This window comes from Enterobacter oligotrophicus (assembly GCF_009176645.1).
Classification (GTDB): Bacteria; Pseudomonadota; Gammaproteobacteria; order Enterobacterales; family Enterobacteriaceae; genus Enterobacter; species Enterobacter oligotrophicus.
The window spans coordinates 3,253,296-3,278,468 of record NZ_AP019007.1; the positions used below are offsets into that span (position 1 = coordinate 3,253,296).

Genomic DNA, 25,173 nt, shown 5'->3' on the forward strand with positions numbered 1-25,173 from the left:
GCTCGCTATCGAATGACGAGTATGATAATGCAAATTATAGGCGATGTCCCTCAATTGACCGTGGCTCGACCACTGTAATGATGGCGTTACGTCGAACCAGGAACATGATTATTCGGGGAGTATATGCAGTATTGGGGTAAAATAATTGGCGTTGCGTTCGCAATAATGATGGGAGCCGGGTTCTGGGGGATCGTACTCGGCCTCATTATCGGCCATATGTTTGATAAAGCACGTAGCCGCAAAATGGCGTGGTTCGCCAACCAGCGCGAGCGTCAGTCCCTCTTTTTCTCCACTACCTTCGAGGTGATGGGGCATTTAACTAAATCAAAAGGGCGCGTCACCGAAGCCGATATTCAGATCGCCAGCGTGTTTATGGATCGTATGAACCTGCACGGCGAGTCTCGCGTGGCAGCGCAAAACGCGTTTCGTATCGGTAAAGCTGATAACTATCCGCTGCGTGAAAAAATGCGCCAGTTCCGCAGCATCTGCTTCGGACGTTTTGATTTAATTCGGATGTTTCTGGAGATCCAGATTCAGGCGGCCTTCGCTGACGGTTCACTTCATCCTAATGAACGGGATGTTTTATACGTCATTGCTGAAGAGCTGGGGATCTCCCGCATGCAGTTCGACCAGTTCCTGCGCATGATGCAGGGCGGCGCACAGTTTGGCGGTGGCTACCAGCAACAGCAATCCTCCGGTGGCGGCTGGCAGCAGACGCAGCGTGGCCCGACGCTGGAAGACGCCTGCAATGTGCTTGGCGTGAAGCCCTCCGATGATGCCACAACCATTAAACGTGCCTATCGTAAGCTAATGAGCGAACATCACCCGGATAAACTGGTAGCAAAAGGCTTACCGCCAGAGATGATGGAGATGGCGAAGCAAAAAGCGCAGGAAATTCAGAAAGCCTACGAGCTTATAAAAGAGCAGAAAGGTTTTAAATAGAAAAATGGCCCGATGATTCGGGCCATTTTTTTAGAAGTCCGCCGGCGCGTTAAACGTCATCGCGTTGCCGAAAACTGGATGGGTAATGGTCAGCGTCTGAGCATGAAGCTGCAGGCGCGGCGCTAACGCCAGCGCTTCCGGGGGGGCATAAAAGCGATCGCCCAGAATGGGATGACCCATTGCGAGCATATGCACACGCAACTGATGCGAGCGCCCGGTAATGGGCTTAAGCAGGACGCGGGCGGTGTTATCCGGCGCATACTCCAGCACCTGATACTCGGTTTGCGCCGCCTTACCGGTTTCATAGCAGACTTTTTGCTTTGGCCGGTTCGGCCAGTCGCAAATCAGCGGTAAATCCACCAGACCTTCTTCGTTTTCCGGGTGTCCCCATACGCGCGCGACGTACTGCTTTTTCGGCTCACGCTCACGGAACTGACGCTTCAGTTCGCGTTCTGCCGCTTTATTCAGAGCCACCACAATCACGCCGCTGGTTGCCATGTCGAGGCGATGGACAGATTCAGCTTGCGGATAATCGCGCTGAATACGCGTCATCACGCTGTCTTTATGTTCCTCAAGACGCCCAGGCACGGACAACAGGCCGCTCGGCTTATTGACCACCATAATATGTTCATCCTGATACAGGATGACCAGCCAGGGTTCCTGAGGGGGATTGTAGGGCTCCATTACCATCTTGCGCTCCGCTTACTGATGCGTCACAACGATAAGACGCAGGGCATCCAGACGCCAGCCAGCCTGGTCCAGACTTTCCAGCACCTGCTGACGGTTGCTTTCAATCGCGGCCAGCTCATCGTCACGGATGTTCGGGTTCACCGCTTTTAACGCTTCCAGACGAGAAAGCTCTGCTGAAAGTTTTTCGTCGGCTTCGTTGCGCGCAGCATCAATCAGCGTGCGGGCGGCTTTTTCAATCTGGTTTTCACCCAGTTGCAGAATGGCATGCACGTCCTGCTGTACTGCGTTGACCAGTTTACTGCCGGTATGACGGTTCACTGCGCTCAGTTGGCGGTTGAAGCTCTCGAACTCGACTTGTCCGGCGAGGTTGGTGCCGTTTTTGTCCAGCAGCAGACGCACCGGCGTTGGCGGCAGGAAGCGGGTGAGCTGCAGCTGTTTAGGTGCCTGGGCCTCCACAACGTAGATCAGCTCAACCAGCAGCGTCCCTACTGGCAGCGCCTTGTTTTTCAGCAGCGAGATGGTGCTGCTGCCGGTGTCGCCAGAGAGGATCAGATCCAGACCGTTACGGATCAGCGGATGTTCCCAGGTAATAAACTGCGCGTCTTCGCGGGACAGCGCCACATCACGTTCAAAGGTAATGGTGCAGCCATCTTCCGGCAGGCCTGGGAAATCTGGCACCAGCATATGATCGGACGGCGTCAACACGATCATGTTCTCGCCACGGTCATCCTGGTTGATCCCGACGATGTCGAAGAGGTTCATCGAGAAGCTGATCAGGCTGGTGTCATCATCTTGTTCTTCAATGCTTTCAGCCAGTGCCTGCGCTTTCTCCCCACCGTTGGAGTGGATCTCCAGCAGGCGGTCACGGCCCTGTTCCAGCTGGGCTTTCAGTGCATCATGTTTCTCGCGGCAGGATTTGATCAGCTCGTCAAAGCCGTCGGTATTTTCTGGCGCGGCCAGGTAACCGATCAGATCGCCATGGACCTGATCGTAAATGGTGCGGCCGGTCGGGCAGGTGTGTTCAAACGCGTCCAGACCTTCATGGAACCAGCGCACCAGAACGGACTGGGCGGTCTTTTCCAGGTAAGGGACGTGGATCTGAATATCATGCGCCTGACCAATACGATCCAGACGACCGATACGCTGCTCCAGCAGGTCCGGGTTAAACGGCAGATCGAACATCACCAGGTTGCTGGCGAACTGGAAGTTACGGCCTTCAGAGCCGATTTCAGAACACAGCAGAACCTGCGCGCCGCTGTCCTCTTCACCGAACCAGGCCGCTGCACGGTCGCGCTCAACGATGGACATCCCTTCGTGGAACACGGCAGCGCGAATACCTTCGCGTTCGCGCAGAACCTGTTCCAGCTGCAGCGCGGTGGCAGCTTTGGCGCAGATTACCAGTACCTTCTGAGAACGGTGCGCGGTGAGATAGCCCATCAGCCACTCCACGCGCGGGTCGAAGTTCCACCAGGTGCCGGTATCGCCTTCAAATTCCTGATAAATCTGTTCCGGGTAGAGCATGTCGCGCGCGCGCTCTTCCGCGGATTTACGCGCACCCATAATGCCGGAGACTTTAATCGCCGTCTGATACTGGGTTGGCAACGGCAGCTTGATGGTGTGCAGCTCGCGTTTCGGGAAACCTTTCACGCCGTTACGGGTGTTACGGAACAGCACGCGGCTGGTGCCGTGGCGATCCATCAGCATGTCGATAAGTTCTTTACGCGCGGACTCCGCGTTATCGCTATCGCTGTTGGCCGCCTGCAGCAGAGGCTCAATATCCTGCTCGCCAATCAGATCGCTCAGGGTGTTCAGTTCGTCATTAGAAAGGCGGTTGCCCGCCAGCAGCAGCGCGACGGCATCGGCAACGGGACGGTAGTTTTTCTGCTCTTCAACAAACTGCTCGAAATCATGGAAACGGTTTGGATCGAGCAGGCGCAGACGGGCGAAGTGGCTCTCCAGACCCAACTGCTCCGGCGTAGCGGTCAGCAGCAGGACGCCTGGCACACGCCCGGCAAGCTGCTCGATCGCCATGTATTCGCGGCTTGGCGCATCTTCGCTCCAGACCAGGTGGTGCGCTTCGTCGACCACCATCAGATCCCATTCGGCATCGCACAGGTGCTCAAGGCGCTGTTTGCTGCGACGCACGAAGTCCAGAGAGCAGATCACCAGCTGTTCGGTTTCAAACGGGTTGTCGGCATCGTGCTGCGCTTCGGCATAGCGCTCGTCGTCGAACAGGGAGAAGCGCAGGTTAAAGCGGCGCAGCATCTCGACCAGCCACTGGTGCTGCAGGGTTTCAGGAACAACAATGAGTACACGCTCAGCCGCGCCAGAGAGCAGCTGTTGATGCAGGATCATCCCCGCTTCAATGGTTTTCCCCAGGCCCACTTCGTCGGCCAGCAGCACGCGAGGCGCATGGCGACGGCCCACATCATGGGCGATATTCAGCTGGTGGGGGATCAGGCTGGTGCGCTGGCCGCGCAGGCCGCTCCACGGCATACGGTACTGTTCGCTCTGGAACTTACGTGCGCGATAGCGCAGGGAGAAGCGATCCATACGGTCGATTTGCCCGGCAAACAGGCGGTCCTGTGGCTTACTGAAGACCAGTTTGCTGTCGAGCAGCACTTCACGCAGGATGACATTGGCTTCGTCAGTGTCCAGACGCGTACCAATGTAGGCGAGCAGTCCATTCTCTTCTTTTACGTCTTCAACCTTGAGCTGCCAGCCGTCGTGGCTGGTCACGGTGTCTCCCGGATTGAACATCACGCGGGTTACAGGGGAGTCATTGCGAGCGTACAGGCGGTTTTCACCGGTGGCAGGGAAAAGGAGGGTAACCATACGTGCGTCTACCGCAACCACGGTTCCTAATCCAAGTTCGCTTTCTGTATCGCTGATCCAGCGTTGACCAAGTGTAAAAGGCATATGTGTTCGGCTCTAATCTTTAATTGCAGGCAATAGTTCGACCACCGTCGAAAAAAGACGGTCATCGAAAAATGGGTCCGGGAATGGAAAGGGCGCTATGGTACTGGATGGCAGCGATTTCGTCACGCGTCAAAATAGGCCAAGTTGCCCTGTCACTAGTGTAGCAAAGTCATCGTCAATGAACGGTAAAATTCCCTCCGCGACCGGCTGAAGCTGACGCGTCAGGTAGTGATCGTAATCGAGCGGCGAGTGTTGATAATCAACGGGTTCCGGGCCGCTGGTGGTCCAGACATATTTGATGGTGCCACGGTTTTGATACTGCGGCGCACGGCCACGGCGCACGTTCTCTTCATCGGCCAGGCGCGCGGCGCGCACGTGCGGCGGCACGTTACGCTGATACTCCGCCAGCGGGCGGCGCAGGCGTTTGCGATACACCAGTTGGTCATCCAGCTCACCGGCCATCAGGCTGGCAATGGTTTCGCGCACGTAGTCCTGATAAGGCTCATTGCGGAACACGCGCAGATAGAGCGTTTGCTGGAACTGCTGCGCCAGCGGGGTCCAGTCGGTGCGTACTGTCTCCAGTCCTTTAAACACCATCCGCTGTTTATCACCTTCCTGAATCAGTCCTGCATAGCGCTTTTTACTGCCCTGATCGGTGCCGCGAATGGTCGGCATTAAAAAGCGGGCGAAATGGGTTTCAAATTCCAGTTCTAACGCGCTGGTTAACCGCTCTTTTTGCAAATTTTCGCGCCACCAGTCGTTCACGAAAGCGACCAGCGCTTTACCGATTCGCGCGGCATCCTCTTCGGAGTGGGTGCCTTTCAGCCACACAAACGTAGAGTCGGTATCGCCATAAATAACGTCATAACCCTGAGATTCAATCAGTGCTTTGGTCTGGCGCATGATGTCGTGCCCGCGCATGGTGATGGACGACGCCAGACGCGGATCAAAAAAGCGGCAGGCGCTGGTGCCCAGCACGCCGTAAAAGGCGTTCATGATGATTTTCAACGCCTGCGACAGCGGCTTGTTGCCATGCCTTTTCGCCTCGTCGCGACCGTGCCAGATTTGCCCCACGATCTCCGGCAGGCAGTGTCTTTCACGTGAGAAGCGCGCGCCGAGAAAGCCTTCGGTGCTGTGTGCGTCATCCGGCTGCGCCATGCCTTCCACCAGCCCCACCGGATCGATGAGGAAGGTACGGATAATCGACGGGTAGAGGCTTTTATAATCCAGTACCAGTACAGAGTCATACAGCCCCGGACGGGAATCCATCACATAGCCGCCGGGGCTGGCCTGGGGCGGCACATCACCCAGATTGGGGGCAACATAACCCGCCCGGTGCATACGCGGGAAATAGAGATGGCTGAACGCCGCGACAGAACCGCCATGCCTGTCTGCTGCCAGGCCGTTCACCGTGGCGCGCTCCAGCAGGAACGGCATGATCTCGGTTTTGTGGAAAATCTGCGTGACCAGCTCGCAATCTTTCAGGTTATAGGTGGCGAGCGCCGGTTTGTCTTCGTTAAAGCGCCGGTCGATCTCGTCCATTCTGTCCCACGGGTTGTCGATGGATTTGCCCTCGCCAAGCAGCTCCTGCGCCACCGCTTCCAGCGAGAAAGAGGAGAAGTTCCAGAACGCGGATTTCAGCGCCTCGATGCCATCGATAATCAGCCGACCATTGGCCTGCGCGAAGAACACACCGTTTTTAAAGCCGTGCTCACGCCACTCCAGCTCGCTATTGCCGCGCCCCAGCATCAGTGGAATGCGGTAACGCTCGGCGTGTTTTTGCAGCACGCGGAGGTCGAACTGCACCACGTTCCAGCCGATCAGCACGTCCGGATCGTAGTCGGCAAACCACTGGTTAAGTTTTTCCAGCAGTTGCGGGCGGCTGTTGACGTATTCAAGCCGGAAATCCAGCGCGGAGGCATCGCCGTTTGGCGGCCCGAGCATATAGACAACCCGATCGCCGCAGCCTTCCAGACCAATGCAGTAGAGTTCGCCGTGGCGGGTGGTTTCGATATCCAGCGACACCCATTTCAGCGGCGGGCGGTAGTGCGGGCTGGGCTTCAGGCGTGCATTTACGATCCTGCCATTTTGTGCGGTGCCATCGACCCAGACGGGTGCGGTGATAAACCGCTCCATCAGGAAACGCTCCGGCGGGCGAATATCGGCTTCATAGAGCGTGACGCCCGCTTCGCGTAGCAATTTTTCATAGCGCATCAGCTGGCGATGGGCGCGACAGTACAGGCCGTATACCGGCTGGCGGTGGAAATCTTTCAGCGCAAGCGGGGTAACGCGCCAGTGATTTTCGCCGCGCAGGAGCTGCTTCACTTTCTCGACGTGAGCTTCAGGAATAAATGCCACGGATTCCTGCGGCGGCAGCGTAACGTTTAGCGGGCCGTTGTCCGTTGCCAGCCAGAATTCAACCTCGGTGCCCTGAGGGGTATCCCGCCAGTGTCGGGTCAGTAAAAAGCCTTCTTGCGCCTGCGTCACGCCGTTATCCCATAAAACAAAACCAGGCCTGATTATAGCCTGGTTAAGGGTATTTTGCTGGGGTTTTATACAGTGCCGGTTTTGCCGGATGACGCTGCGCTTATCCGGCCTACAGATCCCGCAGGCCCGGTAAGCGCAGCGCCACCGGGCGATGATCTACTGCCCGTAATAGGCCTTCGCGCCGTGCTTGCGCAGGTAATGCTTATCCAGCAGGGTTTGCTGCATATCTGGCAACTGCGGTGCCAACTGGCGGCAGAAAATCCCCATATAGGCGACTTCTTCGAGCACGATGGCGTTATGCACCGCGTCTTCCGCGTTTTTACCCCAGGCAAACGGGCCGTGAGAATGTACCAGCACGCCGGGCATCTGCGCCGCGTCGATACCCTGCTTTTCGAAGGTTTCGACAATCACGTTACCCGTTTCCCACTCGTACTCACCGTTGATCTCTGCATCGGTCATCAGACGTGTGCAGGGAATGGTGCCATAGAAGTAGTCCGCATGCGTGGTACCGGTAGCCGGAATGGACTGACCTGCCTGCGCCCAGATGGTCGCGTGACGCGAATGGGTATGTACGATGCCGCCGATGGTCGGGAATGACTGATACAGGAGGCGGTGAGTCGGCGTATCGGAAGAGGGCTTTTTCGTGCCTTCGACCACTTCACCCGTCTCGATGCTGACTACCACCATATCGTCTGCGGTCATTACCGTGTAATCCACGCCCGAAGGCTTGATCACGAACACGCCTTTTTCCCGGTCAACGGCGCTGACGTTACCCCAGGTCAGGGTCACAAGGTTATGTTTTGGCAGCGCCAGGTTGGCTTCGAGTACCTGACGTTTGAGCTCTTCTAACATTGTTGTCTCCAGTGCCGGATGGCGCTTCGCTTATCCGGCCTACAGGATCGTAGGCCCGGTAAACGCAGTGCCACCGGGCATTCCGTGCTTTAGCGTTTTGAACCGTAATAGACTTCATTCCAGCGCAGCGCGTCTTTAAAGGCGGGCAGGCGGGTATCGTTATCAATCACGGTCAGCTCGATGTCGTGCAGCTCGGCGAACTGACGCATGTCGTTCAGATCCAGCGCGTGGCTAAACACGGTGTGGTGCGCGCCACCGGCCACAATCCAGGCTTCTGACGCGGTTGGCAGGTCTGGCTGCGCTTTCCACAGGGCGTTGGCGACCGGCAGTTTTGGCAGGGAATGTGGCGTTTCAACCGCATCCACACAGTTCACCAGCAGGCGGAAACGATCGCCCAGGTCAATCAGACTGGCGTTGATAGCCGGGCCGGTGCGGGTGTTGAAAATCAGACGTGCCGGGTCGGCTTTCCCGCCAATGCCGAGGTACTGCACGTCGAGGATCGGTTTCTCTTCGACGGCAATAGAAGGACACACTTCCAGCATGTGCGAGCCGAGCACCAGATCGTTGCCGTTCTCGAAGTGGTAGGTGTAGTCCTCCATAAAGGAGGTGCCGCCCTGCAGACCGGTTGACATCACCTTCATGATGCGAAGCAGAGCGGCAGTTTTCCAGTCGCCTTCGCCCGCAAAGCCGTAGCCCTGCTGCATCAGGCGTTGTACTGCCAGGCCCGGCAGCTGTTTCAGGCCGTGAAGATCTTCAAACGTGGTGGTGAAGGCGTGGAAACCGCCCTGTTCCAGGAAGCGCTTCATACCCAGCTCGATGCGCGCCGCATCCAGCACGTTCTGGCGCTTATCACCGTTGATTTGTGCTGCGGGCGTCAGGCGGTAGCTGCTTTCATACTCATCCACCAGCGCGCTCACGTCGCCATCGCTGATGTCATTGACCACCTGCACCAGATCGCCCACAGCCCAGGTGTTCACCGAGAAGCCGAACTTGATCTGCGCGGCGACTTTATCGCCGTCGGTGACCGCCACTTCACGCATGTTGTCGCCAAAACGCACCACTTTCAGGTGGCGGGTGTCCTGCTTAGAGACCGCCTGACGCATCCAGGAGCCAATGCGTTTTTGCGCATGCCGATCCTGCCAGTGACCCGTCACCACGGCGTGTTGTTGACGCATACGCGCGCCAATGAAGCCGAACTCACGGCCGCCGTGCGCGGTCTGGTTCAGGTTCATAAAGTCCATGTCGATGCTGTCCCACGGCAGGGAGGCGTTGAACTGGGTATGGAACTGCAGCAGCGGTTTGTTGAGGATCGACAGGCCGTTGATCCACATTTTGGCTGGCGAGAAGGTGTGCAGCCACACCACCAGCCCGGCACATTTGTCGTCGTAGTTCGCATCGCGGCAGATGTGAGTGATCTCATCCGGCGTGGTGCCCAGCGGTTTCAGGACCAGCTTGCACGGCAGTTTGGCTTCTGCGTTCAGCGCGTTAACCACGTGCTCCGCGTGTTTCGTTACCTGTTGCAGCGCTTCCGGCCCGTACAGATGCTGGCTGCCAATCACAAACCACACTTCATAATTATTAAAAATGGTCATTATCGTGTCCTTAATGAGTCAGGGTTGCCGTAGTGTCCGCGGTGCTTTTGGCCGGGGCGGCGACAGGGAGATAGTGAAGCTCGGCGCTTTTTGCCCATTGCTGGTAGCGCTGATAAAGTTGTTCAAAGCGTTGCGCCTGCTGAGCACGCGGCTGGAGGGTGCTTTCGACGGCGCTTGCCATATGCTGCTGCGCGGTGGGGATATCCGCATGGACGCCTGCGGCCACGGCAGCGAAAATTGCGGCACCCAGCGCACAGCACTGATCGGAAGCCACAATCTGCAGCGGACGGTTCAGCACGTCGCAGCAGGCCTGCATGATCACCGGGTTTTTGCGGGCGATACCGCCAAGCGCCATCACGTTGTTTACGTCGATACCTTGCCCGGTGAAGCACTCCATAATGGCGCGTGCGCCGAATGCGGTTGCTGCAATCAGGCCACCAAACAGCGCAGGCGCATCGGTTGCCAGGTTGAGATCGGTAATGACCCCTTTCAGGCGCTGGTTGGCAAACGGCGTGCGGCGACCGTTAAACCAGTCCAGCACCACCGGGAGGTGATCAAGTGACGGATTTTTTGCCCAGGCTTCGGTGAGCTGCGGCAGAAGCTGTTTTTTGCTGTCGGCAATCTGGTTTTTCAGTTCAGGATGCGCCGCCGCCAGCTGGTCCAGCGGCCAGCCGAGCACGCGGCCAAACCAGGCGTAGATATCGCCAAACGCGGACTGACCGGCTTCCAGGCCGATAAAGTCCGGCACCACACTGCCGTCCACCTGGCCGCAGATGCCTTTCACCGCACGGTCACCGACGGTCGTTTTATCCGCCGTCAGAATGTCGCAGGTAGACGTGCCGATGACTTTCACCAGGGTATTGGGCTGAGCGCCCGCGCCGACCGCGCCCATATGGCAGTCAAACGCGCCACCCGAAATCGCCACGTTCTGCGGCAGGCCCAGTCGCGTTGCCCACTCTTTACAGAGCGTACCAACCGGGATATCGGCGGTAAAGGTGTCGGTAAACAGCGGATATTTCAGGCTTTTGTTGATGATCGGATCGAGGTCATCGAAGAACGTTGCCGGAGGCAGGCCGCCCCAGCTTTCATGCCACAGGGATTTATGCCCGGCGCTACAGCGGCCACGGCGGATGTCCTGTGGGCGAGTGGTCCCGGAGAGCAGCGCCGGAACCCAGTCGCACAGCTCAATCCAGGATGCGGCCGCCTGTGCAACTGCTGCGTCCGCACGCGTGACGTGGAGAATTTTGGCCCAGAACCATTCACTGGAGTAAATGCCGCCAATGTAGCGCGAGTAGTCGGTTTTGCCTGGCTGATGGCATAAACGGGTGATCGCTTCAGCTTCTTCGACGGCGGTATGATCTTTCCACAGCACGAACATAGCGTTCGGGTTGTCGGCAAATTCAGGGCGCAACGCCAGCACGCGGCCTTCCGCATCTACTGGCGCAGGCGTTGAGCCGGTACTGTCGACGCCAATGCCGACAATCTCAGCACGCTGCGCGTCAGTCAGTTCTGCCAGCACGGTTTTGATCGCCGCTTCCATCGACTCAATGTAATCACGCGGATGGTGGCGGAACTGGTTGTTTGGCGCATCGCAGTAGCGCCCCTCTTGCCAGCGCGGATACCACTCAACGCTGGTTGCTATCTCCTGGCCGGACGTACAGTCCACTGCCAGTGCGCGAACCGAGTCGCTGCCAAAATCGAGGCCAATCGCAATTGCCATGGTGTTGCTCCATCAGAAAAACGGGTATGAAAGAACATTAGAGACTGGGGGCGAAAATCGTCAGGCAGGAACCGCTAATCTTATGGACTAAATTGCTGTTGCAATGAAAAGTGTGACGCTGTGCAAATATTCAATGTGGACATTTCTGCCGCACTTATAGACACTTTTGTTACTGCTCATCTGCCGGTGCTGGCGGAGAAATCAGGGGGAAAGGCTGAATCATGGCGGACGTAAAAGAGGCGTGATGCTTTTTGGATCTTTGCGCAGGCCATTTTTATACGGCTTTTAACGATATGGACAATTGGTTTCCTTCAGGACCGTTGGGAGAATTGAATCTATGGCCGAAACGCAAAACGATCCCTTACTGCCGGGCTACTCGTTTAATGCCCATCTGGTGGCGGGGCTGACCCCTATCGAAGCCGAGGGTTACCTCGATTTTTACGTTGACCGACCGCTGGGGATGAAAGGGTATATTCTGAACCTCACCGTGCGGGGAGAGGGGGTCATTAAAAATCACGATCAGCAGTTTATCTGCCGCCCCGGCGATATGCTGTTGTTTCCACCGGGGGAGATCCACCACTACGGCCGCCATCCGGAGGCCAAAGAGTGGTATCACCAGTGGGTCTACTTCCGCCCGCGCGCCTACTGGCAGGAGTGGCTCTCCTGGCCTGCGATATTCGCCCATACCGGTTTTTATCGCCCGGATGATGTTCACCAGGCACAGTTCCGCGAGCTGTTCGCGCAGATTATTGAGGCGGGGCAGGCAGGGGGGCGCTATGCCGAACTGCTGGCGATCAACCTGCTTGAACAGTTACTGCTACGCCGCATGGAGGCGATTAACGAATCGCTCAACCCACCGCTGGATAACCGCGTGCGTGATGCCTGCCAGTACATTAGCGATCACCTGGCCGACAGCCAGTTTGATATCGCCAGCGTTGCACAGCATGTTTGCCTCTCACCGTCACGTTTGTCGCACCTTTTCCGCCAGCAGCTGGGCGTCAGCGTGCTGAGCTGGCGCGAGGATCAGCGTATCAGCCAGGCGAAGCTGCTGCTCAGCACCACCCGAATGCCCATTGCCACCGTGGGGCGTAACGTGGGCTTTGAAGATCAGCTCTATTTTTCCCGCGTGTTTAAAAAATGCACCGGAGCCAGCCCCAGCGAATTCCGTGCAGGATGTGAATAAACGGTAAAAAAAGATAAACAAACAGGTGAACTCAGAACGCGCCCTGTAAACTATTCAGACAATTGATGCCTTGACGCGGCGCAGGGCGCTAAGCAGAATCCCTGATTCGTTTTCTGACTGGAATAGTTATGCAGGCATTGCTGGAACATTTTATCACCCAGTCCGTTATGTACTCGCTCATCGCCGTGGCGCTGGTGGCGTTTCTGGAATCGCTGGCGCTGGTCGGGCTGATTTTGCCCGGTACGGTGATGATGGCGGGACTGGGCGCGCTGATTGGCAGCGGTGAAGTTAATTTCTGGCAGGCGTGGATGGCCGGGATTATCGGCTGTTTACTGGGCGACTGGATCTCTTTCTGGCTGGGCTGGCGCTTTAAGAAACCGTTGCACCGCTGGTCGTTCATGAAAAAGAACAAAGCGCTGCTGGATAAAACCGAACATGCGCTGCATCAGCACAGCATGTTCACGATCCTCGTGGGCCGCTTTGTCGGGCCAACGCGTCCGATCGTGCCGATGGTGGCCGGGATGCTGGATCTGCCCGTCGCGAAATTTGTGGTGCCGAACATTATCGGCTGTGTCTTCTGGCCGCCGTTCTATTTCCTGCCGGGGATTCTGGCCGGTGCCGCTATTGATATCCCGGCCGATGCGCAAAGCGGCCAGTTTAAGTGGTTATTGCTGGCAACGGCACTGCTGCTGTGGCTGGCGGTATGGCTCTGCTGGCGGTTATGGCGCAGCGCCAAAGCGAATGTCGATCGCCTGACGCGCTACCTTCCGCGCTCGCGCTTGCTGTGGCTCGCGCCGTTGACGCTGGGCGTGGCAATAGTGGCGCTGGTCGCACTGATTCGCCATCCGCTAATGCCGGTGTACGGTGAGATCCTGTTGAAGGTGGTGAGCCGTTAAGGTATTTCCCTCTCCCACCGGGAGAGGGCCAGGGTGAGGGCATCAGACCGCACGAATGCCTAACAGTGAAGATGCCCCCGCTTTACCACTAAGCAGTTCTTCTGTTTCGCCATCCCACAAAATGCGCCCCTCCGCGATCACCACCGAACGTGGCGCGATGCGTGCGGCATCTTCGATACTGTGCGACACCATCAGCATCGTAAGCTGCTGGCGGCGGCAGATATCCTGCACCAATGCCAGCATTTCCTGACGTAACGCGGGATCGAGCGCAGAGAAGGGTTCATCCAGCAGCAGAACCGGTTGTTCGCGCACCAGGCAGCGCGCCAGCGCCACACGCTGACGTTGCCCGCCGGAAAGCTCGCCCGGCAGCCTGTCGAGAAAGTCGGTTATCCCCATTTGCGCGGCAATGAGCTCCAGCTTTTCGCGCTGGGCATTGTTCAGCTTGAGTCCCGGATGCATCCCCAGGGCGATGTTTTGTCTAACCGTAAGATGATTAAACAGGTTGTTTTCCTGAAACAGCATCGACACCGGACGTTTCGCGGGCGGCGTGCGGGTATGGTCGTGGTTTTCAATCACGATCGCCCCGCTTGCCGGTTGCAGAAAACCGGCAATTAGATTGAGCAGCGTGCTTTTTCCTGCGCCGCTTGGGCCAAGCACCGCAATCATCTCACCCTGGCGGACGGAGAGGGTAAAACGCATCGGCAGATGCCGGTAAAGCCAGGTCACATCAATCAGTTTTAACATCACGCCCCGGAAGTTTTTCGATAACGGTAAATAACGCAAAGCACAGCAGCAGCAGTAACAGCGCAGTAACGGCACCGTCCTGGCTGCGGTAAGAGCCAATCTGTTGATACAGCCAGAACGGCAGCGTGCGGAAATCTTCATTGCCGAAGAGCGCCACCACGCCAAAATCACCGATCGAGAGCACGCAGGCAAACGCCAGCGCTTGTGCCAGCGGGCGTTTCAGGGCGCGTAGCTCCACAACCTTTAACCGTTGCCAGCCCTGCATTCCCAGAGACTGACACAGCAAAATGTAGCGGTTGTTCACGTCGCGCATCGGGTTTTCCAGCACTTTGAGTGCGTAAGGGATGGCCATCAGGGCGTTGGTGAAAATGACGATGCCGTCGGCGTTTTCCGGCAGGCCGATGGTGCTGTTGAACAGTAAAAAGAAGCCCGTCGCCAGGACGATGCCCGGCATCGCCAGGATCAGCATCCCCGTCAGCTCCAGCGTTTGCCCGGCTTTACGGGCGTGGCGGGCGTAGAGTTCACGGCTGCTCCATAAAAGCATCATGGTCAGTATGACGCATAGCAACCCGGCGGCCAGCGCAATCCGCAGCGAGGTCCAGGTCGCTTGCCAGAGGACTGGCTGTTGCAACACGGACACCAGATTGAGGTTCAGCCCATCGACGATGACCGCCATCAATGGCGGGAGCAACAGCAACAGCGCCAGCACGATAAGAAAAACATCGGTGATGCGGCTGTGCAGGCTGTCCTGCGGATCGCGCCAGCCTGCGATTTGATTGCTGCCTGGTGGAATCGCTTTGCTTAATCGCTGGCTCAGCAACACCAGCGCAAGGCAACAGACCATCTGCACCATCGCCAGCAACGCCGCACGGCCAGGGTCATAGTCGTAACTTAACGCCTGATAAATTGCCAACTCAATGGTGGTGGCCTGCGGCCCGCCGCCGAGAGAAAGCACGGTGGCAAAGCTGGCGAAGCAGAGCATGAAGATCAGCGCGGCGACGGGCGGGATCTGACGTCGCAGCCATGGCCATTCGACAAAACGGAAGAACGACCAGCCGCGCATGCCGAGCTGGGCGGCAATCTGACGTTGTTCGCCGGGGATATTCTCCAGCGCCTGCAAAAAGAGCCGTGTTGCCATCGGCATGTTGAAAAAGATGTGCGCCAGCAGAATGCCCTTCAGCCCGTAGGGGGAGAAGGTCCACTCCAGACCTAAAGACGCAAAGAGTGAGGCCAGCCAGCCCTGACGACCATACACGCTCAAAATACCGAACACTGCCACCAGAACGGGCAGGATCAGCGTCATAGCGCACAGACGGAGAAGCGCCTGCCTGCCGGGAAAACGCCTGCGGTAAAGCGATCTGGCGAGGAAAATGGCCGGGATCACCGACAGCAGCGCGGAGAGAAATGCCTGCCAGAAAGAGAAGCGAACTACGTGCCAGAGATAACTGTCGTGCCAGAGTGCGGGCACGTCACTTTCTGGCGCGTTAAACCACAACGCAAGAAATGCGCCCAGACTGACCGCCACCATCAGGATGGCGGCGAGCAGCCCAGGTATTAACCAGCCGGGAATCAGCGGCTGACGGCGCGTTGCCATTCACTTACCCATGCTGCACGCTGCGTGGCGACCTGCTGCGGCGTAAATTCCAGCGACGTTTGCGGTTTGGTCAATTGGTCGAAGCCTGCTGGCAGCGTCACGTTGGTCACCGGGTACATCCAGTTGCCTGTCGGGATCGCATTCTGGAACGCCGGGGAGACCATAAATTTCAGGAACTTCTCGGCCAGCTCCGGCTGTTTACTGGCGGCAGTGCGCGCAGCCACTTCTACCTGAAGGTAGTGGCCTTCAGCAAAATTGGCGGCGGCGTAGTGGTCTTTCTTCTCAGCGATAATGTGGTAGGCCGGGGAGGTGGTGTAGCTCAGCACCAGGTCGCTTTCTCCTTTCAGAAACAGACCGTAGGCTTCGCTCCAGCCTTTGGTGACGGTCACGGTTTTGGCCGCCAGCTTCTGCCAGGCTTCCGGCGCGTTATCTCCGTAAACTTTCTGCATCCATAACAGCAGCCCTAAGCCAGGCGTACTGGTACGCGGATCTTCATAGATCACGCGCCATTTCTGGTCGCTTTCGACCAGCTCTTTCAGGCTTTTCGGCGGGTTTTTCAGCTTATTTTTGTCATAGACGAAAGCAAAGTAGCCGTAATCGAACGGGACAAAGGTATCGTTTTTCCAGCCACCAGGGACGTTAACGGCATCTGCCGCCACGCCGCTTTTGGCGAACAGTTTGGTTTGCGTGGCGGCTTCCAGCAGGTTGTTGTCCAGCCCAAGCACCACATCGGCTTTGCTGTTTTTCCCTTCCATGCGCAGACGGTTAAGCAGCGAGACGCCATCTTCCAGCGCCACGAACTTCAGCTCGCAGTTGCAATCAGCTTCAAAGGCTTTTTTAACCACCGGGCCAGGGCCCCAGTCTGCGGAGAAGGAGTCGTAGGTGTAGACCGTCAGAACGGGCTTAGCAAAAGCAGGCAGCGCAAACAGCGCCAGCAGGGGAAGACATTTTTTTAACACTTTGCACCTCAAAGTTGAGTGGCAAAGGATTTTGAGCGACAGCCTCAAATCCCTTCGCCGGCGTTATCCGGATCAGGTTCGACGGGTATTATCTCAGCGCACATCAGTGATGCAGCACCCCGTTGAGAACGGCAGTATTGTAATGATTTGGTGAATATTACGAAAGTGTTATGGTTCCGGCGGCGCAAACCAGGCGGATTTAAAATCAAACCAGCCCAGCGTATTCATCCGCAAACCGCGCATACTGCGCTGGCCCTGAATCATCAGCCAGTGGTGGATCAACGGCACGATGGCCTGTTCGGATAACAGCTGCTGGCACCACGCGGCCAGGTTCATCTCACCCGCACGCCACTGGGTGGCGTCCTGTTGCCAGTCACGGTTGATACAGCGCTGGATCAGCGGCACCTCATACAGATGCGAAAAGAGCGAAAAATCGAGCGGCAGAGTAAAGTTGGCGCTGTTTAACCAGATATCGCTGACGATATCGCCGCGATGCCATTCATCATAGTCCACTTCCTGGATTTCCAGCGTCACCCCAACGGCCGCCAGCAGTTTGCTCATGATCCTGGCAATAAAACGGTGTTCGACATGCTCCCGGTAAAACGTGAGGGTGATGGATTCCAGCCCCGCGGGCTTTTCAGCCTGCACCGGTCGGGCGTGGTGCCAGCGAGGAAGCAGACCGTACGCCGGGAACCAGAAGGTTTGATATTGCTCTTCTGCGTGGTAGATCAGGTTTGCGGGGGCGAGAATGTGGCTGATCCATTTGCGGACCTCGTGGTTTGCGCCGCGATGGGTGCGGCTATCAAAAAGCAGATAATAACAGCCCTCTTCAAGGCGGCTCTCAACCGCTTTTTCACCGGTAGTGGGGCCTTCCAGCGTCAGCCCAACGCTGAGCTCTTCATTGATATCCGGTAACACCCAGACGTTCACTTCATCAATCAACGCCCGGTAGCCAAAGTAGTCGTCAAAGGCACGGATTTTTAACTGATTATTGTTATTGCGTGAAACGGAATAGGGGCCGGTGCCGATGGGCAGGCTGGCAAAATTGTTCAGCGATTCCCACTCGGCGGGCAAAATCATCGACGGTACATAGCCCAGCAGCCAGGGAAGCCATTTGTCTGGCTGCGAAAGCTCGATATCCAGCGTCCAGGCCGTCGGCGAATGAATATGCGTGATGTGCGAGTAGAGCGGCAGCGTGCGGGCGCGCTCTAAAGACACGATGACGTCGCGCATATCCAGCTCGCGGCCGTGGTGAAAATGAATGCCAGGACGTAAAAAGAAACGCCAGTGAAGGGGGGACAGCTGCTGCCAGTGGTGCGCGATATCCGCTTCGAGTTCCCCGTTTTCCTCATTTATCCGCGTCAGCCCGCTGAAGATTTGCCGCGCCATATGTGTTTCAGAACGACGTAATGCCGTGCCGGGTAACAGATTTTTCATTGGGCGGTAGTAGACCACCCGCAGGATATGGCGTCCCTGGCGAAAACTTCGCCCGAGATGAGAGACCAGCATCTGGCGCACTGCCGCTTTATCGCCCACCAGTTGTACCAGCTGATCGATGCGATCCTGCTCCAGCAGATCTTCCGCTCGCTGTTGTTGCAATGCCAGCCCGGTATACAGGAAGGTCAAACGTGAACGCTTGCCGCGTCCCGCCTCGGCCTCCCAGTTGAGCCAGCCCTGCTGCTGCATGGTGTTGAGCAGCGTGCGCATATGCCGACGCGAACAGTTGAGCAGGTCAGCCAGTTCGTTCAGCGTGGTCTCCTGCGATTGCCCCTCGCAGCATTGCCACAGGCGGATAAATTGTTGTTGCAGACGACCGGAAGGCATAAAAGAGGAACTCCTGACAAAAAATCAGCAATTTATTTATCCCTATATTAAGCCAATAATTCTTCCCGATGAAGCGAGGAGGTAAATTATGAAGAGGTCTACCGCACGTCAGTTTTATCAGCACTATTTTTCAGCGACACAAGGTGTGTCCTGGCTGGCCCGCCAGTGTGCAGAGCAACGGCTGAAAATGCTGGAAGATCTGATGCAGTGGGACGTTACGAAACCGACCTCTTCTCGCTAACTCGCCTCGATCATGTGTGACTGAGTATTGGTGCTAATCACCCGCCAGCAAAATGTTTTTGCTGGCTTTTTTCGTTTACTATTCACCCAATTTCGATTCGCTTTCACAAGGACTTGCGCATGCTCTGGTTGATGACGATGGGGCGACGCCTGAACGGCGTGTATGCCGCTTTTATGCTGGTGGCCTTCATGATGGGCGTGGCGGGGGCGCTGCAGGCACCGACGCTCAGTCTGTTCCTCAGCCGTGAAGTGGGAGCGCAGCCGTTTTGGGTTGGCCTGTTCTACACCGTCAATGCCATTGCCGGTATCCTCGTCAGCCTGTGGCTGGCAAAACGATCCGACAGTCAGGGTGACCGTCGTAAGCTGATCCTGTTTTGCTGTGCCATGGCTGTCGCTAATGCGCTGCTGTTTGCGTTCAATCGTCATTACCTGACGCTTCTCACCTGCGGAGTGCTGCTGGCGTCTCTGGCGAACACTGCCATGCCGCAGCTGTTCGCGCTGGCGCGTGAATATGCCGACAGTTCAGCGCGGGAAGTGGTGATGTTTAGCTCGGTGATGCGTGCGCAGCTCTCGCTGGCGTGGGTGATCGGCCCGCCGCTGGCGTTCATGCTGGCGCTGAATTACGGCTTTACTGCTATGTTTTCCATCGCCGCCGGGATTTTTGCCATCAGCCTCGCGTTGATTGCCTTTGCGCTGCCGTCGGTGGCGCGGGTTGAGCAGACGACGGATAAACCCATTACGCATGTCAGCGGCTGGCAGGATAAGAATGTCAGGATGCTGTTTATCGCCTCCACGCTGATGTGGACCTGCAACACCATGTACATCATCGATATGCCGCTGTGGATCAGCAGCACACTGGGTTTGCCGGATAAGCTCGCGGGGATTTTAATGGGCACCGCTGCCGGGCTGGAAATCCCGGCGATGATACTGGCGGGGTATTACGTTAAGCGCTTCGGCAAGCGAAGGATGATGGTAACTGCCGTGGCGGCGGGCGTGCTGTTCTATTTTGGCCTGATTTTCTTCCACAGCCATACGGCGCTGCTGGCGCTGCAGCTGTTTAACGCTGTATTTATCGGGATTGTCGCCGGGATTGGGATGCTCTGGTTCCAGGATTTAATGCCGGGTCGGGCAGGCTCAGCCACCACGCTCTTTACCAACAGTATTTCAACGGGAGTGATTCTGGCCGGTGTGATTCAGGGCGCGCTGGCGCAAAGCTACGGACATGCGCCAGTGTACTGGGTGATTGCTGCGATCTCTGTTATGACGTTACTGCTGACGTGTCGTGTGAAAGATGTCTGATTCTGGAAGGCGGCTTCACGAAATTCACTGACTTTCTGACAGGCTCTGAGAAGGAGCATAGAGTGCGTGGCGGGTGCTTGAGGCTGTTTGCCTCAGGCTTTCGCAAGAGGCAAACAGTGGAGAGTCCCACATCAAAAAACTGATGGGGAGGCTAACTTCACAACCCACATTGCGAGGTTAGTCTCTTCATTGCCGAAAAGCAATAAGGAGGCTGGAATGCCAAAACATACTCTGCTGTTAGGTTTGTTTCTGATCTGTACGACGTTGTTGATCTTCACCTGGATGGTTCGCGACTCGCTGTGTGAGTTGCATTTCAGACAGGAGAAAACAGAGCTGGCGGCAGTGTTGGCCTACGAAGCAAAACGTTAGCGGTATTGGCGGGGGAAGTTCCCCGCCTCTCCAGAGTGGTCAAGCCTCAACGCACCCTTATCAATGGCCCGCAGGATGCGGGCCATTGCATTTAGCCCATAAACGCAGGCTGTTTTTTCTCGTAAGCGGAGATAGCCTCTTCGTGCTGCAGCGTTAAGCCAATACTGTCCAGCCCGTTTAGCATGCAGTGGCGGCGGAACGCGTCAATGCTGAAGCTGTAGGTCTTATCACCGGCTTTCACCACTTCCGCTTCCAGATCCACCTCAAACGACATACCCGGATTCGCCTGTACCAGCGTAAACAGCTCGTCGACCTGCGCATCGCTCAGCGTTACCGGCAACAGCTGGTTGTTAAAGCTGTTGCCGTAGAAGATATCCGCGAAGCTCGGAGCAATAACGACCTTAAAACCGTAGTCGGTCAGCGCCCAGGGGGCGTGCTCACGCGATGAGCCGCAGCCGAAGTTTTCGCGCGCCAGCAGGATGGATGCGCCTTTGTATTCCGGGAAGTTCAGGACGAATTCCGGGTTAGGCACTTCACCTTTATCGTCCAGGAAACGCCAGTCGTTAAACAGGTGTGCGCCAAAACCCGTGCGGGTCACTTTCTGCAAAAACTGTTTAGGGATGATGGCATCCGTATCGACGTTAGCGGCGTCCAGTGGAACAACCCGGCCCGTATGTTGGGTAAATTTCTCTGCCATGATTGTCTCCTTATTTCAGGCTGCGAATATCGGCGAAATGGCCGGTGACTGCCGCAGCGGCGGCCATTGCCGGGCTGACCAGATGGGTACGCCCACCACGGCCCTGACGGCCTTCAAAGTTACGGTTACTGGTAGAGGCACAACGCTCGCCGGGGTTCAGGCGGTCGTTGTTCATGGCCAGACACATGGAGCAGCCCGGCAAGCGCCACTCGAAGCCCGCTTCGATAAAGATCTTATCCAGACCTTCGGCTTCCGCCTGGGCTTTCACCGGACCGGAACCCGGTACAACCAGCGCCTGTACGCCGGGAGCCACTTTACGGCCTTTGGCAATCTCTGCCGCGGCGCGCAAATCTTCGATACGGGAGTTGGTACAGGAGCCAATAAACACTTTGTCGATCGCGACGTCAGTCAGCGGCACGCCGGGTTTCAGCCCCATATAGGCCAGTGCTTTTTCCGCGCTGGCGCGTTCGACCGGATCGGCGAAGGAAGCCGGGTCCGGAATGATATCGTTAACGGATATGACCTGGCCGGGATTCGTTCCCCAGGTGACCTGCGGCGCAATCTCTTCCGCCTGCAGAGTGACAACGGTATCGAAGGTTGCGCCTTCATCCGTTTTCAGGGTTTTCCAGTATTCTACCGCTTCAACAAAATCGTTGCCTTTTGGCGCGTGCAAACGATCCTTCACATAGTTGAAGGTGGTTTCGTCCGGTGCCACCAGGCCCGCTTTGGCTCCCATCTCGATGGCCATGTTGCACAGGGTCATTCGACCTTCCATGCTCAGCGCCTGAATGGCGTCGCCGCAGAACTCGACCACGTGGCCGGTGCCGCCTGCACTGCCGGTTTTGCCGATAATCGCCAGTACAATGTCTTTAGCCGTAATGCCTGGTGCCGCTTTGCCTTTGACCTCAATCTTCATGGTTTTGGCACGGCCCTGCTTCAGGGTCTGCGTTGCCAGAACATGTTCAACTTCAGAAGTACCGATACCAAACGCCAGCGCACCAAACGCGCCGTGAGTGGCGGTATGGGAGTCACCGCAGACGATGGTCATGCCTGGCAGAGTAATGCCCTGCTCAGGCCCCATCACGTGAACGATGCCCTGATACGGGTGGTTCAGATCGTACAGTTCAACGCCAAATTCATTACAGTTCTTAATCAGCTCCTGCATCTGGATGCGCGCCATTTCACCGGACGCATTGATATCTTTGGTCTGGGTGGAAACGTTGTGATCCATCGTCGCGAAGGTTTTACGCGGCTGACGCACCGGACGCTTGTGCGCACGCAGCCCGTCGAATGCCTGTGGTGAGGTCACTTCGTGCACCAGATGCCTGTCGATATACAGCAGTGGGGTTTCGTTTGGTGCCTCGTAGACAACGTGCGCATCAAACAATTTTTCATATAACGTTTTCGCCATGATTACACCCCTTCAGCGACATAGCGGGCAATGATATCGCCCATTTCATCGGTACTGACTGCTGCCGTGCCGCGTGCTAAGTCACCAGTACGGACGCCTTCTTCTAACGCACGGTTAATGGCGTTTTCAATTGCGGTTGCGGCATCGCCTGCATCGAGGCTATAGCGCAACAGCAGGGCCAGGGAGAGGATCTGCGCAATCGGGTTGGCAATGTTTTTGCCTGCGATATCCGGCGCAGAGCCGCCCGCCGGTTCATACAGGCCAAAGCCTTGCTCATTCAGGCTGGCAGAAGGCAACATGCCCATGGAGCCGGTGATCATCGCGCACTCGTCAGACAGAATATCGCCAAACAGGTTGGAGCACAGCAGCACGTCAAACTGGGACGGATCTTTAATCAGCTGCATGGTCGCGTTGTCGATATACATGTGCGACAGCTCAACGTCAGGATATTGCTTAGCAATTTCGCCGACGATCTCACGCCACAGGATGGACGACTGCAGCACGTTCGCTTTATCAATGGACGTGACTTTATGGCGGCGTTTGCGCGCAGATTCAAACGCGATATGCGCGATACGTTCAATTTCGAAACGGTGATACACCTCGGTATCAAACGCTTTCTCATGCTGGCCGCTGCCTTCGCGGCCCTTTGGCTGGCCGAAGTAGATCCCGCCGGTCAGCTCACGCACGCAGAGGATGTCGAAACCGTTGGCGGCGATATCCGCACGCAGCGGGCAAAACTCTTCCAGCCCCTGATACAGCTTCGCCGGACGCAGGTTGCTGAACAATTTGAAATGCTTACGCAGCGGCAGCAGCGCGCCGCGCTCAGGCTGTTCTGCCGGTGGCAGGTGTTCCCATTTCGGGCCACCCACGGAGCCAAACAGCACGGCATCGGCATTTTCACACCCTTCAACGGTCGCTTTCGGCAATGGCGTACCGTGGTTATCAATCGCGATACCGCCCACATCGTAGTGGCTGGTGGTAATTTTCATCGCAAAACGCGAACGAACGGCTTCCAGGACTTTCAGCGCTTGTGCCATCACTTCCGGGCCAATACCGTCACCCGGCAACACAGCAATATGGTAGTTCTTCGACATTACACGGTTTCCTTGTTGTTCTCTTTATTCTGAGCTTTGCGTTGCAACTCTTTTTCGACTTCGGCGGCGCGCCAGATGTTGTTCAGGACATGCACCATCGCTTTTGCGGAAGATTCGACAATATCGGTCGCCAGACCCACACCGTGGAAACGGCGGCCGTTGTAATTCACCACGATATCCACCTGACCGAGGGCATCTTTGCCGTGGCCTTTAGCCGTCAGGTCATATTTCACCAGCTCAACGTCGTACTCAGTGACGCGGTTAATTGCCTGGTAGATGGCATCGACAGGGCCGTTGCCGTTTGCCGCTTCGGCCTTGATTTCATCGCCGCAGGCCAGTTTGACCGAGGCGGTGGCGATATCGCTGGAACCGGACTGCACGCTGAAGTAATCCAGGCGGAAGTGTTCCGGCTCTTCCTGCTGCTTGTTGATGAACGCCAGGGCCTCCAGGTCATAGTCGAATACCTGGCCTTTTTTGTCGGCCAGCTTCAGGAAGGCGTCGTACAGCTGATCCATGTTGTAATCGCTGTCTTTGTAACCCATCTCTTCCATGCGGTGCTTGACCGCCGCACGGCCAGAGCGTGAGGTCAGGTTCAGCTGTACCTGGTTCAGGCCGATCGACTCCGGGGTCATGATTTCGTAGTTTTCGCGGTTTTTCAGCACGCCGTCCTGGTGGATACCGGAAGAGTGCGCGAATGCACCGGTGCCGACGATCGCCTTGTTAGCAGGGATGGGCATGTTGCAAATCTGGCTGACGGTCTGGCTGGTGCGCCAGATTTCATTGTGATTAATGCGCGTATTCACATTCATGATGTCTTTGCGCACTTTAATCGCCATGATCACTTCTTCCAGTGAACAGTTGCCCGCACGCTCACCGATACCGTTCATCGCACCTTCTACCTGACGCGCACCGGCGTGGACGGCGGCAATGGCATTGCCTACGGCCAGACCCAAATCATCGTGGGTGTGAACGGAGATGATGGCTTTATCAATATTAGGTACGCGGTCGTACAGGCCGGTGATGATGTTAGAGAACTCAAACGGCATGGTGTAGCCAACGGTATCCGGGATGTTGATGGTTTTGGCACCCGCGTTGATAGCGGCTTCCACCACGCGCGCCAGGTCTTCAATTGGCGTACGGCCTGCATCTTCACATGAGAATTCAACGTCATCCGTGTAGTTGCGTGCACGTTTGACCATGTATACCGCGCGTTCAATGACTTCATCGAGCGTACTGCGCAGCTTGGTCGCAATGTGCATGGGCGAGGTGGCGATAAAGGTATGAATACGGAACGCTTCGGCGACTTTCAGTGATTCGGCTGCAACGTCGATATCTTTCTCTACGCAGCGCGCCAGGCCACATACGCGGCTGTTTTTAATGGTACGCGCGATGGTCTGCACCGATTCAAAATCACCCGGTGAAGAGACAGGGAAGCCCACCTCCATCACGTCAACACCCATACGTTCGAGGGCCAGCGCAATCTGCAGTTTTTCTTTCACACTCAGGCTCGCCTGTAATGCCTGTTCACCGTCACGTAACGTGGTATCGAAAATAATGACTTGCTGGCTCATGGGTTAGGTCCTTGTCTGTCTTAGGGCGCCTTGCTACGAGCATAAAAAAACCCGCGCAGTGGCGCGGGTTCTTAGTGTTACTGGTGACGA

General features: G+C 56.7%; 20 protein-coding genes and 1 riboswitch. Of the genes, 6 read left to right on the forward strand and 14 right to left on the reverse strand.

Features of this window, described 5'->3' with window-relative positions; translation table 11 throughout:
- Nucleotides 1-123 precede the first annotated feature (123 nt).
- Entirely contained in the window at nucleotides 124-942 is an 819-nt protein-coding gene (gene djlA / locus EoCCA6_RS15625; RefSeq protein WP_152083422.1) for a co-chaperone DjlA, read from the forward strand.
- 30 nt (nucleotides 943-972) lie between these two features.
- Here djlA and rluA read toward each other — a convergent pair whose 3' ends face one another.
- The 6 genes from rluA to araB all read right to left on the reverse strand — a co-directional run bounded on the left by rluA (nucleotide 973) and on the right by araB (nucleotide 11,202).
- Complete coding sequence (gene rluA, locus EoCCA6_RS15630) at nucleotides 973-1,632, reverse strand: bifunctional tRNA pseudouridine(32) synthase/23S rRNA pseudouridine(746) synthase RluA (protein WP_152083423.1); 660 nt, start codon at nucleotides 1,630-1,632, stop codon at nucleotides 973-975.
- Between the two features lie 12 nt (nucleotides 1,633-1,644).
- Nucleotides 1,645-4,551 (reverse strand): RNA polymerase-associated protein RapA, encoded by a 2,907-nt coding sequence (rapA, locus tag EoCCA6_RS15635; RefSeq protein ID WP_152083424.1) that lies wholly within the window; start codon nucleotides 4,549-4,551, stop codon nucleotides 1,645-1,647.
- A 129-nt stretch (nucleotides 4,552-4,680) separates the two neighbouring features.
- Nucleotides 4,681-7,038 carry a DNA polymerase II gene (gene polB / locus EoCCA6_RS15640; protein ID WP_152083425.1) on the reverse strand — a complete coding sequence of 786 codons (2,358 nt, stop codon included), beginning with the start codon at nucleotides 7,036-7,038 and terminating at the stop codon, nucleotides 4,681-4,683.
- A 156-nt stretch (nucleotides 7,039-7,194) separates the two neighbouring features.
- Nucleotides 7,195-7,890 carry an L-ribulose-5-phosphate 4-epimerase gene (araD, locus tag EoCCA6_RS15645; RefSeq protein ID WP_152083426.1) on the reverse strand — a complete coding sequence of 232 codons (696 nt, stop codon included), beginning with the start codon at nucleotides 7,888-7,890 and terminating at the stop codon, nucleotides 7,195-7,197.
- A gap of 89 nt (nucleotides 7,891-7,979) precedes the next feature.
- Complete coding sequence (gene araA, locus EoCCA6_RS15650; RefSeq protein ID WP_152083427.1) at nucleotides 7,980-9,482, reverse strand: L-arabinose isomerase; 1,503 nt, start codon at nucleotides 9,480-9,482, stop codon at nucleotides 7,980-7,982.
- 10 nt (nucleotides 9,483-9,492) lie between these two features.
- Nucleotides 9,493-11,202 carry a ribulokinase gene (araB, locus tag EoCCA6_RS15655; protein WP_152083428.1) on the reverse strand — a complete coding sequence of 570 codons (1,710 nt, stop codon included), beginning with the start codon at nucleotides 11,200-11,202 and terminating at the stop codon, nucleotides 9,493-9,495.
- Nucleotides 11,203-11,539: 337 nt separating this feature from the next.
- Between araB and araC the strand changes: the two genes are divergently transcribed.
- Together araC and EoCCA6_RS15665 are read left to right on the forward strand one after the other, a co-directional pair.
- Entirely contained in the window at nucleotides 11,540-12,385 is an 846-nt protein-coding gene (araC, locus tag EoCCA6_RS15660; protein ID WP_152083429.1) for an arabinose operon transcriptional regulator AraC, read from the forward strand.
- A gap of 128 nt (nucleotides 12,386-12,513) precedes the next feature.
- Complete coding sequence (locus tag EoCCA6_RS15665; RefSeq protein WP_152083430.1) at nucleotides 12,514-13,281, forward strand: DedA family protein; 768 nt, start codon at nucleotides 12,514-12,516, stop codon at nucleotides 13,279-13,281.
- Between the two features lie 42 nt (nucleotides 13,282-13,323).
- Here EoCCA6_RS15665 and thiQ read toward each other — a convergent pair whose 3' ends face one another.
- The 4 genes from thiQ to sgrR all read right to left on the reverse strand — a co-directional run bounded on the left by thiQ (nucleotide 13,324) and on the right by sgrR (nucleotide 18,402).
- On the reverse strand, nucleotides 13,324-14,025 hold the full coding sequence (gene thiQ, locus EoCCA6_RS15670; RefSeq protein ID WP_152083431.1) for a thiamine ABC transporter ATP-binding protein ThiQ: 702 nt from the start codon (nucleotides 14,023-14,025) through the stop codon (nucleotides 13,324-13,326).
- Nucleotides 14,009-15,619 (reverse strand): thiamine/thiamine pyrophosphate ABC transporter permease ThiP, encoded by a 1,611-nt coding sequence (thiP, locus tag EoCCA6_RS15675; protein WP_152083432.1) that lies wholly within the window; start codon nucleotides 15,617-15,619, stop codon nucleotides 14,009-14,011. Before thiP ends, thiQ begins: the two co-directional genes overlap by 17 nt.
- Nucleotides 15,595-16,578 (reverse strand): thiamine ABC transporter substrate binding subunit, encoded by a 984-nt coding sequence (gene thiB / locus EoCCA6_RS15680; protein WP_152083433.1) that lies wholly within the window; start codon nucleotides 16,576-16,578, stop codon nucleotides 15,595-15,597. Before thiB ends, thiP begins: the two co-directional genes overlap by 25 nt.
- A gap of 31 nt (nucleotides 16,579-16,609) precedes the next feature.
- Nucleotides 16,610-16,710, reverse strand: a riboswitch (TPP riboswitch).
- Nucleotides 16,711-16,746: 36 nt separating this feature from the next.
- Nucleotides 16,747-18,402, reverse strand: a complete 1,656-nt coding sequence (gene sgrR / locus EoCCA6_RS15685; RefSeq protein ID WP_152083434.1) for an HTH-type transcriptional regulator SgrR — start codon at nucleotides 18,400-18,402, stop codon at nucleotides 16,747-16,749.
- 88 nt (nucleotides 18,403-18,490) lie between these two features.
- Between sgrR and sgrT the strand changes: the two genes are divergently transcribed.
- From sgrT to EoCCA6_RS15700, 3 genes are all read left to right on the forward strand, one after another.
- Nucleotides 18,491-18,643 (forward strand): glucose uptake inhibitor SgrT, encoded by a 153-nt coding sequence (gene sgrT / locus EoCCA6_RS15690; protein ID WP_152083435.1) that lies wholly within the window; start codon nucleotides 18,491-18,493, stop codon nucleotides 18,641-18,643.
- 119 nt (nucleotides 18,644-18,762) lie between these two features.
- Nucleotides 18,763-19,941 (forward strand): sugar efflux transporter, encoded by a 1,179-nt coding sequence (locus EoCCA6_RS15695; RefSeq protein WP_152083436.1) that lies wholly within the window; start codon nucleotides 18,763-18,765, stop codon nucleotides 19,939-19,941.
- A 216-nt stretch (nucleotides 19,942-20,157) separates the two neighbouring features.
- Nucleotides 20,158-20,310 (forward strand): Hok/Gef family protein, encoded by a 153-nt coding sequence (locus tag EoCCA6_RS15700; protein ID WP_152083437.1) that lies wholly within the window; start codon nucleotides 20,158-20,160, stop codon nucleotides 20,308-20,310.
- A gap of 91 nt (nucleotides 20,311-20,401) precedes the next feature.
- Here EoCCA6_RS15700 and leuD read toward each other — a convergent pair whose 3' ends face one another.
- From leuD to leuA, 4 genes are read right to left on the reverse strand one after another with little or no spacing between them, the layout of a single operon-like run.
- Nucleotides 20,402-21,007, reverse strand: coding sequence for a 3-isopropylmalate dehydratase small subunit (leuD, locus tag EoCCA6_RS15705; protein WP_152083438.1), 606 nt, complete (start codon nucleotides 21,005-21,007; stop codon nucleotides 20,402-20,404).
- A 10-nt stretch (nucleotides 21,008-21,017) separates the two neighbouring features.
- A complete protein-coding gene (gene leuC, locus EoCCA6_RS15710) occupies nucleotides 21,018-22,418 on the reverse strand; it encodes a 3-isopropylmalate dehydratase large subunit (RefSeq protein WP_152083439.1) in 1,401 nt (466 codons plus the stop codon).
- Between the two features lie 2 nt (nucleotides 22,419-22,420).
- Entirely contained in the window at nucleotides 22,421-23,512 is a 1,092-nt protein-coding gene (leuB, locus tag EoCCA6_RS15715; protein ID WP_152083440.1) for a 3-isopropylmalate dehydrogenase, read from the reverse strand.
- Complete coding sequence (gene leuA, locus EoCCA6_RS15720) at nucleotides 23,512-25,083, reverse strand: 2-isopropylmalate synthase (protein WP_152083441.1); 1,572 nt, start codon at nucleotides 25,081-25,083, stop codon at nucleotides 23,512-23,514. Before leuA ends, leuB begins: the two co-directional genes overlap by 1 nt.
- Between the last annotated feature and the right edge of the window lie 90 nt (nucleotides 25,084-25,173).

What these genes read in the sequence shown, in the direction of transcription:
- djlA (WP_152083422.1), top strand. Translation starts at nt 124, where the DNA reads ATGCAGTATTGGGGTAAAATAATTGGCGTTGCGTTCGCAATAATGATG.
- rluA (WP_152083423.1), bottom strand. Translation starts at nt 1,632, where the DNA reads ATGGTAATGGAGCCCTACAATCCCCCTCAGGAACCCTGGCTGGTCATC.
- rapA (WP_152083424.1), bottom strand. Translation starts at nt 4,551, where the DNA reads ATGCCTTTTACACTTGGTCAACGCTGGATCAGCGATACAGAAAGCGAA.
- araD (WP_152083426.1), bottom strand. Translation starts at nt 7,890, where the DNA reads ATGTTAGAAGAGCTCAAACGTCAGGTACTCGAAGCCAACCTGGCGCTG.
- araA (WP_152083427.1), bottom strand. Translation starts at nt 9,482, where the DNA reads ATGACCATTTTTAATAATTATGAAGTGTGGTTTGTGATTGGCAGCCAG.
- araB (WP_152083428.1), bottom strand. Translation starts at nt 11,202, where the DNA reads ATGGCAATTGCGATTGGCCTCGATTTTGGCAGCGACTCGGTTCGCGCA.
- araC (WP_152083429.1), top strand. Translation starts at nt 11,540, where the DNA reads ATGGCCGAAACGCAAAACGATCCCTTACTGCCGGGCTACTCGTTTAAT.
- EoCCA6_RS15665 (WP_152083430.1), top strand. Translation starts at nt 12,514, where the DNA reads ATGCAGGCATTGCTGGAACATTTTATCACCCAGTCCGTTATGTACTCG.
- thiQ (WP_152083431.1), bottom strand. Translation starts at nt 14,025, where the DNA reads ATGTTAAAACTGATTGATGTGACCTGGCTTTACCGGCATCTGCCGATG.
- thiP (WP_152083432.1), bottom strand. Translation starts at nt 15,619, where the DNA reads ATGGCAACGCGCCGTCAGCCGCTGATTCCCGGCTGGTTAATACCTGGG.
- sgrR (WP_152083434.1), bottom strand. Translation starts at nt 18,402, where the DNA reads ATGCCTTCCGGTCGTCTGCAACAACAATTTATCCGCCTGTGGCAATGC.
- sgrT (WP_152083435.1), top strand. Translation starts at nt 18,491, where the DNA reads ATGAAGAGGTCTACCGCACGTCAGTTTTATCAGCACTATTTTTCAGCG.
- EoCCA6_RS15695 (WP_152083436.1), top strand. Translation starts at nt 18,763, where the DNA reads ATGCTCTGGTTGATGACGATGGGGCGACGCCTGAACGGCGTGTATGCC.
- EoCCA6_RS15700 (WP_152083437.1), top strand. Translation starts at nt 20,158, where the DNA reads ATGCCAAAACATACTCTGCTGTTAGGTTTGTTTCTGATCTGTACGACG.
- leuD (WP_152083438.1), bottom strand. Translation starts at nt 21,007, where the DNA reads ATGGCAGAGAAATTTACCCAACATACGGGCCGGGTTGTTCCACTGGAC.
- leuC (WP_152083439.1), bottom strand. Translation starts at nt 22,418, where the DNA reads ATGGCGAAAACGTTATATGAAAAATTGTTTGATGCGCACGTTGTCTAC.
- leuB (WP_152083440.1), bottom strand. Translation starts at nt 23,512, where the DNA reads ATGTCGAAGAACTACCATATTGCTGTGTTGCCGGGTGACGGTATTGGC.
- leuA (WP_152083441.1), bottom strand. Translation starts at nt 25,083, where the DNA reads ATGAGCCAGCAAGTCATTATTTTCGATACCACGTTACGTGACGGTGAA.